Source organism: Kitasatospora sp. NPDC001175 (assembly GCF_053598215.1).
On the sequence record NZ_JBSFJU010000142.1, the window covers coordinates 1 to 7,908 of the forward strand.

The window sequence follows — 7,908 nt, forward strand, 5'->3', positions numbered from 1 at the left end:
CTGATCACCCGTGGTGCGCTCACCACCTTCTCGATCGCCAACGACGTCGCCAAGTACTTCGCGATCATCCCCGCGATGTTCGCCGGCGTGTACCCCGGTCTGAAGCACCTGAACATCATGGGGCTGCACAGCCCGACCTCGGCGATCACCTCGGCGATCATCTTCAACGCGCTGGTCATCATCGGGCTGATCCCGCTCGCCCTGAGGGGTGTGAAGTACCGTCCGGCCGACGCGAGTTCGCTGCTGGCCCGGAACATCGGGGTCTACGGCATCGGCGGTCTGATCGTCCCGTTCATCGGGATCAAGCTGATCGACCTCGTCGTGCAGTTCATCCCCGGCCTGAGCTGAGAGAAGCAGGAAATGTCCAAGCCACTGCCCACCGCCGTGCGTACGCACGCGACCGCGCTGCGGATGCTGCTGGTGATGACCGTGATCCTCGGCATCGCCTACCCGCTGCTGGTCACCGGGATCAGCCAGGTCGCCTTCGCCGACAAGGCCAACGGTTCCATCGTCAGCTCCGACGGCAAGGAGATCGGCTCCAGCCTGCTCGGCCAGAACTACAACCTCCCCAAGAAGAACCCCGACGACCCCAACGAGCAGGCCCAGCCGGACCCCAAGTGGTTCCAGCCGCGCCCCTCCGCCGCGGGTACCGGCTACGACGCCAAGAGCTCCGGCGCCAGCAACCTCGGCCCCAACAGCGCCGACCTGCTGAAGGCGGTCGAGGACCGCCGGTCGTCGGTCGCGGCCTTCGACGGCGTCGACCCGGCCACCGTCCCGGTGGACGCGCTGACCGCCTCCGGCTCCGGCCTCGACCCGCACATCTCGGTCGCCTACGCCAAGGAGCAGGTCAACCGCGTCGCCAAGGCCCGCGGCCTGTCCGCCGACACCCTCAACCACCTGATCGACAAGTACACCGACGGCCGTTCCCTCGGGTTCCTCGGCCAGAGTGGAGTCAACGTCGTCCTGCTCAACAAGGCGTTGAGCGAAGAGAAGTGACAATGTCACCCACAAATCGGTGACCGACCGACCCGGGTACGGGGGCCACGCCCCGCACCCGGGTCGGTCGCCCGTGTACCCGCTCGTGTGCTATCCGCTTGTGTGCCCGGCCCTCTCCGGGGCCGGGCACACCCTCCGTATGGAAAGAGCAGCGCTCATGTCCCGTGACCTCAACCCCGGCACTCCCGTCCGCCGTGGGCAGTTGAGGGTGTACCTCGGCTCGGCACCCGGTGTCGGCAAGACGTACCGGATGCTGGACGAGGCGCGCAGACGGCGGGACCGCGGGGCGGACGTGGCGGTCGGGTACATCGAGTGCCACGGGCGCCGGCACACCGAGAACATGCTGGACGGGCTGGAGCTCATCCCGCGACTGAGCCGCACCTACCGGGAGACCGAGTTCCAGGAGATGGACCTGGAGGCGGTGCTCGCGCGCAGGCCGACCCTGGTCCTGGTGGACGAGCTGGCCCACACCAACATCCCCGGCGGGCGCAACGCCAAGCGCTGGCAGGACATCGACGACCTGCTGAACGCCGGCATCGACGTCATCACCACCGTCAACATCCAGCACCTGGAATCGCTCAACGACGTGGTCCAGAAGATCACCGGCATCCCGCAGCGGGAGACCGTCCCCGACGAGGTGGTCCGCCGCGCCGACCAGATCGAACTGGTCGACATGGCCCCGCAGGCACTGCGCCGCCGGATGGCGCACGGCAACGTCTACAAGGCGGAGAAGGTGGACGCCGCGCTCTCCAACTACTTCCGGGTCGGCAACCTGACCGCGCTGCGCGAACTCGCCCTGCTCTGGGTCGCCGGACGGGTGGACGAGGGCCTGCGCGACTACCGGGCCAGCCACAACATCGACCGGGTCTGGGAGACCCGGGAACGCGTCGTGGTCGCCCTCACCGGCGGACCCGAGGGCGAGACCCTGATCCGCCGCGCCGCCCGGATCGCCGACCGCACCGCCGGCGGCGAGCTGCTCGCCGTACACGTCACCAGGAGCGACGGCCTGGCCGGCGCCTCACCCGGGGCACTGGCCCAGCAGAGACAACTGGTGGAGACCCTCGGCGGCAGCTACCACGTTGTGGTCGGCGACGACATCCCCACCGCGCTGCTCGCCTTCGCCCGCGGCCGGGACGCCACCCAGCTGGTCCTCGGCACCAGCCGCCGCGGCCGGATCAACCGCTTCCTCACCGGACCGGGGAACGGACAGACCACCGTGGACGCCTCCGAGGACATCGACGTCCACATGGTCACCCACGAGTTCACCGGCCGCGGCAGGCTGCCCTCGCTCGGCCGGCGCCACTCCAGGCGGCGCACCGTCGCCGGCTTCGCCTCGGGCCTGGCGGTGCCCAGCCTGCTGACCTTCGTGCTCTCCCAGTTCCACAGCCAGGTGAACCTCACCACCGACGCGCTCATCTTCCAACTCGGCGTCGTGGCGGTCGCGTTGCTCGGCGGCGCGGTCTCCGCACTGGTCGCCTCGCTGGTCGCCTCGCTGCTGCTCAACTACTTCTTCATCCCGCCCATCCACACCTTCACCATCGGCGAGCCCAACAACGTCATAGCGCTGCTGGTCTTCGCGGCCGTCGCACTCACGGTCTCCACCGTGGTCGACCACGCCGCCAGACTCACCTCACGGGCGGCCCGCGCCACCGCAGAGGCGGAGACCCTGTCCACCCTGGCCGGCAGCGTGCTGCGCGGCGCCGACGCGGTGCCCGCGCTGCTGGAGAAGTCCAGGACGGCCTTCGGGATGGACTCGGTGGCGCTGCTCGACCGGGCCGGCGGCGAGGTACTGGCCCGAAGCGATGCCGAGACGGAGGCGGGCTTGGCCGAGAGCCCCGCGATCACCGAGATCGCGGTCGGCAAGGACGCGGTGATGATACTGACCGGCCGCCGGCTCCCGGCCGCCGACCAGCGGGTGCTCACCGCCTTCGCCGCCCATGTCGCCGCCGCCCTGGAACGCGACCGGCTGGCCACCGCCGCCGCCGAGGTCGAACCGATCAAGGCCGCCGACCGGATGCGCACCGCCCTGCTCGCCGCCGTCAGCCACGACCTCCGCACCCCGCTCGCCGCCGCACTCGCCTCGATCGGCTCGCTGCGCAGCCCCGACGTCGAGTTCTCCCCGGAGGACGAGGCCGAACTCCTCAGCATGGCGGACGCCTCCCTGGTCAAACTCACCCGCCTGGTGGACAACCTGCTCGACATGAGCCGGCTCCAGGCCGGCGCGCTCACCCTCCACCTGGCGCCCACCCACCTGGAGGAGGTCCTGCCCCGAGCGCTGGACTCCCTGTCCGACCCGGACGCCCCCGTCCAGCCGCTCGACCTGGACACCGCACCGCCCGTCCTGGCCGACCCGCCGCTGCTGGAGCGCGTCCTGGCCAACGTGATCACCAACGCGCTGCGCCACAACGCCCCCGGCGCGCCCGTTCTGGTCGCCGCCTCCGCCTACCAGGACCGGGTGGAGGTCCGGATCGTCGACCGCGGCCCGGGCATCGCACCCGAGGACCGCGACCGGGTCTTCCTGCCCTTCCAGCGCCTCGGCGACACCGACAACACCACCGGCGTGGGCCTCGGCCTGGCGCTCTCCCGCGGCCTCGCAGAGGCCATGGGCGGAACCCTGGAGGTCGAGGACACCCCCGGTGGCGGTACCACCATGCTCCTCACCCTGCCTGCCGCCGGAACGGGAGAACCCCAGCCATGAACCACATCCTGGTCGTGGACGACGAACCCCAGCTGCTGCGCGCACTGCGGATCAACCTGCACGCCCGCGACTACGCCGTCCTCACCGCCGCGACCGGCGCCGAAGCACTGGAGTCCGCCGGACGCCTGGCCCCCGACGCGGTCCTGCTCGACCTCGGCCTGCCCGACCTGGACGGGATGGACATCATCCGCGGCCTGCGCGCCTGGAGCTCGGTGCCGATCATCGTGCTGTCCGGCCGGAGCACCACCACCGACATGGTGAGCGCCCTCGACGCGGGCGCCGACGACTACCTGACGAAACCGTTCGTCATGGACGAACTGTTCGCCCGGCTGCGCGCCGTGCTGCGCCGGCCCGGCAGCGAGGACGCCCCGAGCACGGTCACCATCGGCAGGCACGTGGTCGACATGCCCGCGGGCACCGTGACCGGCCCGGACGGACCGGTCCGGCTCACCCCGACCGAATGGAAGATCCTGACCCTGCTGCTCGCCACCCCGGGCCGGCTGGTGCCCGGCCGCCAGATCCTGCGCGAGGTCTGGGGCCCGCAGGCCGAGGAGCACGGCAACTACCTGCGCGTCTACCTCGCCGCCCTGCGCCGCAAGCTCGAACCCAACCCCACCCGCCCCCGTCACCTGATCACCGAACCGGGCATCGGCTACCGCTTCGAACCCTGACGGGTAGCCGGTCCAGGGCACGCGGAGCCGAGGCGCGAGGACGGGTGTGCGGCCGACGCGCCGGGCCCGCGCGGAGCAGACCTCGCACCTCGGCCCGGCCCGTCGTACGGCCTCGCGCACCGGCCGCCACACGGCTCCCCGCGCCCCGGACCAGCCGCCCGTTAACAAGGTGTCAAGATCGGTCCCGGAGGTGCCAAAGGCGCGTCAGGGAGCGCGAGTATGGGCTCCGCACGCCGTAGCGTCAGCGGTACGGACGCGGCTGTTCCTCGGGGGAGAGACAGGCCGCGACCACCGCCGGTGATGAGCTTCACCGTTCGACAGCCGGCGGCCAGGTGATGGGGAGGGGACGCGCGGCGATGGCAGCGGGTGTATCGGGCAGACCGGTCAAGCCGGCAGGGGAGACCAGTCCGCCGGGGGCGGCGGACGACGGCCAGCCCGGTCCGATACCCGCACCGCGCGTCCCACGCACCTCAGCCGAAGCGCATGGAGCACCTCCGGGACCGGCCGTGGAAACCTCACCGCCGCGGTCGGTCCCGCGAGGCCTGACCGGGCTCGTCGAAGTGCTCAAGTCCACTGCCCGGAAGCCGGGTTCCTGGACCACCCCACGGCTGGTCCGGGCCCTCACCGCGCTCTGCCTCGCCGCCCTCATCACTGCAGGCGCCATCGCCGCCACCGTCCTCGACGGCGCCCGCACCGGCACCGACACCATCGGCCACGACAAGGCCCCGCAGGCCGTCCGCGCCGCCGACCTCTACTTCGCGCTCGCCGACATGGACGCCCAGGCCGCCAACCTGCTGCTGGCCGGCGCCGACCCCGACTACGCCAAGCTGCGCGCCGAGACCCAGCAGACCTACGAGCAGCGCCGCGTCCAGGCCGACTCGGACCTCCAGCGCGCCACCGAGGCCGCCGCCGGGGACCCCGCCGGCGAGCAGGCCGTCCACACCGTCATCGACGACCTCGGCCAGTACGAGAGCCTGGTCGCGCGAGCCCGGCTGCTGGAGGAGCAGGCCCACGCCCCGGCCGGCCGCCCCTCGCCCGACGCGCTCGCCGCCTACCGCCAGGCCACCGACCTGCTGCGGCAGCAACTCCTGCCCGCCGCGGACCGGGTGAGTTCGGACAACGCCACCATCGTCGACCGCGTCTACGCCAGCCGGCGCGCCGACCTCGCCGCCGGACGCTGGTGGCTGCTCGCGGCCGGACTGGCGGCCGTCGCCGCCCTGGTCCTGCTGCAGCGCACGCTCGCCGTCCGGTTCCGCCGGGTCCTCAATCCGGCCCTGGCCGGCGTCACCCTGCTCACCGTCGTGGCCGTCGCCGCCGGCTACACCCTCGCGGGCACCGCCGACCGCAACCTGGTGGTGGCCAAGAGCAACGCGTACGACTCGGTGATCGCGCTCAGCCGCGCCCGCGCCGTCGCCTACGACATGAACGCCGATGAGAGCCGCTACCTCACCGACCCGACCCGCGCCGCCGCGTACGAGCAGACCTACCGCGACAAGAGCCAGTCCATGGCCCGCGTCGGCGGCTCCACCCTCGCCGAGTACGACCTCCGGCTGGCCCAGGCGGTCGACTCCCACCGGGCAGACCCGCACGGCACCGTGCCCTTCGACGGCTTCCTCGGCGACGAACTGCGCAACATCACCTTCCCCGGCGAGGGGGAGGCGGCGGAGAAGGTGCTGACCGACTACCGCCAGTACCAGCGGGACGACCGGGAGATCCGCCAACTGTCCGTCCAGGGGCGGCTGAAGGAGGCGGTCACCTACGACACCGGCAGCGCGCCAGGTCAGTCCAACGCCGACTTCGGCCTGCTCTCCGACGCGCTGGACGGGGTCATCGCGATCAACCAGAAGTCCTTCGAGGGCGCCGTGGCCGCCACCGACCGCGACCTCGGCGCCGGCCTCGCCGTCGGCGGCGGGGTGCTGCTGGCCGCCGCCCTGGCACTGACCGTGCTCGCCGTCCGGCCCCGGCTGCGCGAGTACCGCTGAGCGCGGGCCGGCCCGTCGGCCACCGTTCCACCCTGGACGCGGGCCCCTGGGGAGAGCAGCCCTGCGAGGAGCTCAGGGCGCGAAGCTCATGATCATCAGCTTCTCGGGATCGGGGAACGGGACGAAGCCGACCCTGGCGTAGACCTCGTGGGCGTCGACGGTCGACAGCAGCACGCGTTTGAGCGCGTAGGGGGCGAGGTGGTCGCGGACGGCGGCCGCCAGCCAGGTGCCGAGGCCCAGGCCCCGGTGGTCGCGGTCGATGTAGACGTCGCAGAGCCAGGCGAAGGTGGCCAGGTCGGTGACCACCCGGGCGTAGCCGACCTGCGAGCCGTCGGCCGCGTAGACACCGAAGTTGACCGAGGCCCGGACGGACCGCTCGACCGTCTCGCGGGAGCGGCCGAGCGCCCAGAACGCGTCGGTCGACAGCCAGTGGTGGACCAGGTCCTTGTCGAGGCGCTCCGGGTCGGTGTTGACCTGGTACCCGTCCTCCCTACGAGTGATCATGGATCCGGACGGTAGCACCGGGAGCCAGTCCGTGTCCGTGACTTCGACCGGCCGGAGCGGTCACGCCGGGGCCACGGCCGTGGCGCGGTGCTCGCGCAGCGGGCCCAGGCGCAGCCCCCGGGCGCGGCAGGTGTCGACGAGGCGGGGGAGGGCACCGAGGGCGGAACGCCAGGAACCGGGGGCGGCGGTGCAGTCGGTGTCGTGGAGGAGGACGGTGCCGCCGCCGGCCAGTCGGCGGGTGACCGTGCGGTGGACCGAGTCCGGGGTGGCGGTGGCGGTCCAGTCGCGGCCCCAGGTGCTCCACAGGACGGGGGTGAGCCCCAACTCCCGGGCGGTGGCCAGGGCTCCGGCGGTCAGGACACCGTACGGCGGCCGGTACCAAGCGGGTTGAGTGCCCGTCAGATCCGCGATCACGTCGCGGGCCCGGGCGATGTCGTCGCGGACGGCGCTCGGCGTGCGGGCCAGCAGGCAGCGGTGCTGGTAGCCGTGGACGGCGATCTCGTGGCCCGCCGCGACCAGTTCACGGCCGAGGCCCGGATCGCGGACCAGCATCCGGCCGAGCAGGAAGAAGGTCGCCCGGACGCCCGCCCTGTCCAGTTCCGCCAGGAAGTGGGGAGTCGAGGCCGGGTCGGGGCCGTCGTCGAAGGTCAGGGCGACATGGTCGGTGTCCCCGTACCCGCACAACTCGGGGGTGAGCCAGGGCCGTACGGCGTTGAGGGCGCTGAGCGCGGGCGCGGCGTGGGCGACCGCCAGGGAGCCGGCCGCCAGCACACCGGAGACGGCCAGGGCCTTGGCCACGGGGTCGATCAGGTTGCTCACGAGGCCAGCTCCCGGGTGTTGCCGCGGCGGAGTGCCGGCGGGACGGCGGTACGGGTGCCGGGTGCGGCGGCGGTCGCGCCGGCCAGGGCGGCTATCACGTGGTCCGCGGGGACGGCGGCCTCCGCCGGGCGGGCCGGGGTGGAGCGGAGTGCCTCGCGCAGCCGCGGGGCGAGTTGTCCGGGCGTGCGGATCCACGGGGCGAGCCCGGCGTCGTCGAGGGCCGCGGCGTTGGTGACGC

Annotated in this window: 6 protein-coding genes and 2 pseudogenes; 5 read left to right on the top strand and 3 right to left on the bottom strand. The window is 72.5% G+C overall.

All coding sequences use genetic code 11. From position 1 onward, the window contains the following. From ACWDAK_RS40060 to ACWDAK_RS40080, 5 genes and pseudogenes are all read left to right on the top strand, one after another. Window positions 1-348, top strand: a pseudogene (locus ACWDAK_RS40060) (potassium-transporting ATPase subunit B); the annotation flags it as partial. A 12-nt stretch (window positions 349-360) separates the two neighbouring features. Continuing rightward, a complete protein-coding gene (gene kdpC / locus ACWDAK_RS40065) occupies window positions 361-996 on the top strand; it encodes a K(+)-transporting ATPase subunit C (protein ID WP_344636382.1) in 636 nt (211 codons plus the stop codon). 157 nt (window positions 997-1,153) lie between these two features. Further along, entirely contained in the window at window positions 1,154-3,694 is a 2,541-nt protein-coding gene (locus ACWDAK_RS40070; protein ID WP_344636381.1) for an ATP-binding protein, read from the top strand. Further along, the gene (locus ACWDAK_RS40075) at window positions 3,691-4,365 is read left to right on the top strand and encodes a response regulator (protein ID WP_344636380.1); all 675 of its coding nucleotides are present in this window, start codon (window positions 3,691-3,693) and stop codon (window positions 4,363-4,365) included. The genes ACWDAK_RS40070 and ACWDAK_RS40075 overlap by 4 nt, the downstream gene beginning before the upstream one ends. Window positions 4,366-4,925: 560 nt before the next feature. Then, window positions 4,926-6,347, top strand: coding sequence for a hypothetical protein (locus ACWDAK_RS40080; protein ID WP_427394390.1), 1,422 nt, complete (start codon window positions 4,926-4,928; stop codon window positions 6,345-6,347). Window positions 6,348-6,419: 72 nt separating this feature from the next. Here the strand turns inward: ACWDAK_RS40080 and ACWDAK_RS40085 are convergent, their stop codons facing one another. The 3 genes and pseudogenes from ACWDAK_RS40085 to ACWDAK_RS40095 form a co-directional block, all read right to left on the bottom strand. Further along, on the bottom strand, window positions 6,420-6,851 hold the full coding sequence (locus ACWDAK_RS40085; protein ID WP_427394389.1) for a GNAT family N-acetyltransferase: 432 nt from the start codon (window positions 6,849-6,851) through the stop codon (window positions 6,420-6,422). Between the two features lie 60 nt (window positions 6,852-6,911). Then, the gene (locus tag ACWDAK_RS40090; protein WP_344636377.1) at window positions 6,912-7,670 is read right to left on the bottom strand and encodes a polysaccharide deacetylase family protein; all 759 of its coding nucleotides are present in this window, start codon (window positions 7,668-7,670) and stop codon (window positions 6,912-6,914) included. Continuing rightward, window positions 7,667-7,908, bottom strand: a pseudogene (locus tag ACWDAK_RS40095) (hypothetical protein); the annotation flags it as partial. The gene ACWDAK_RS40090 and the pseudogene ACWDAK_RS40095, both read right to left, overlap by 4 nt.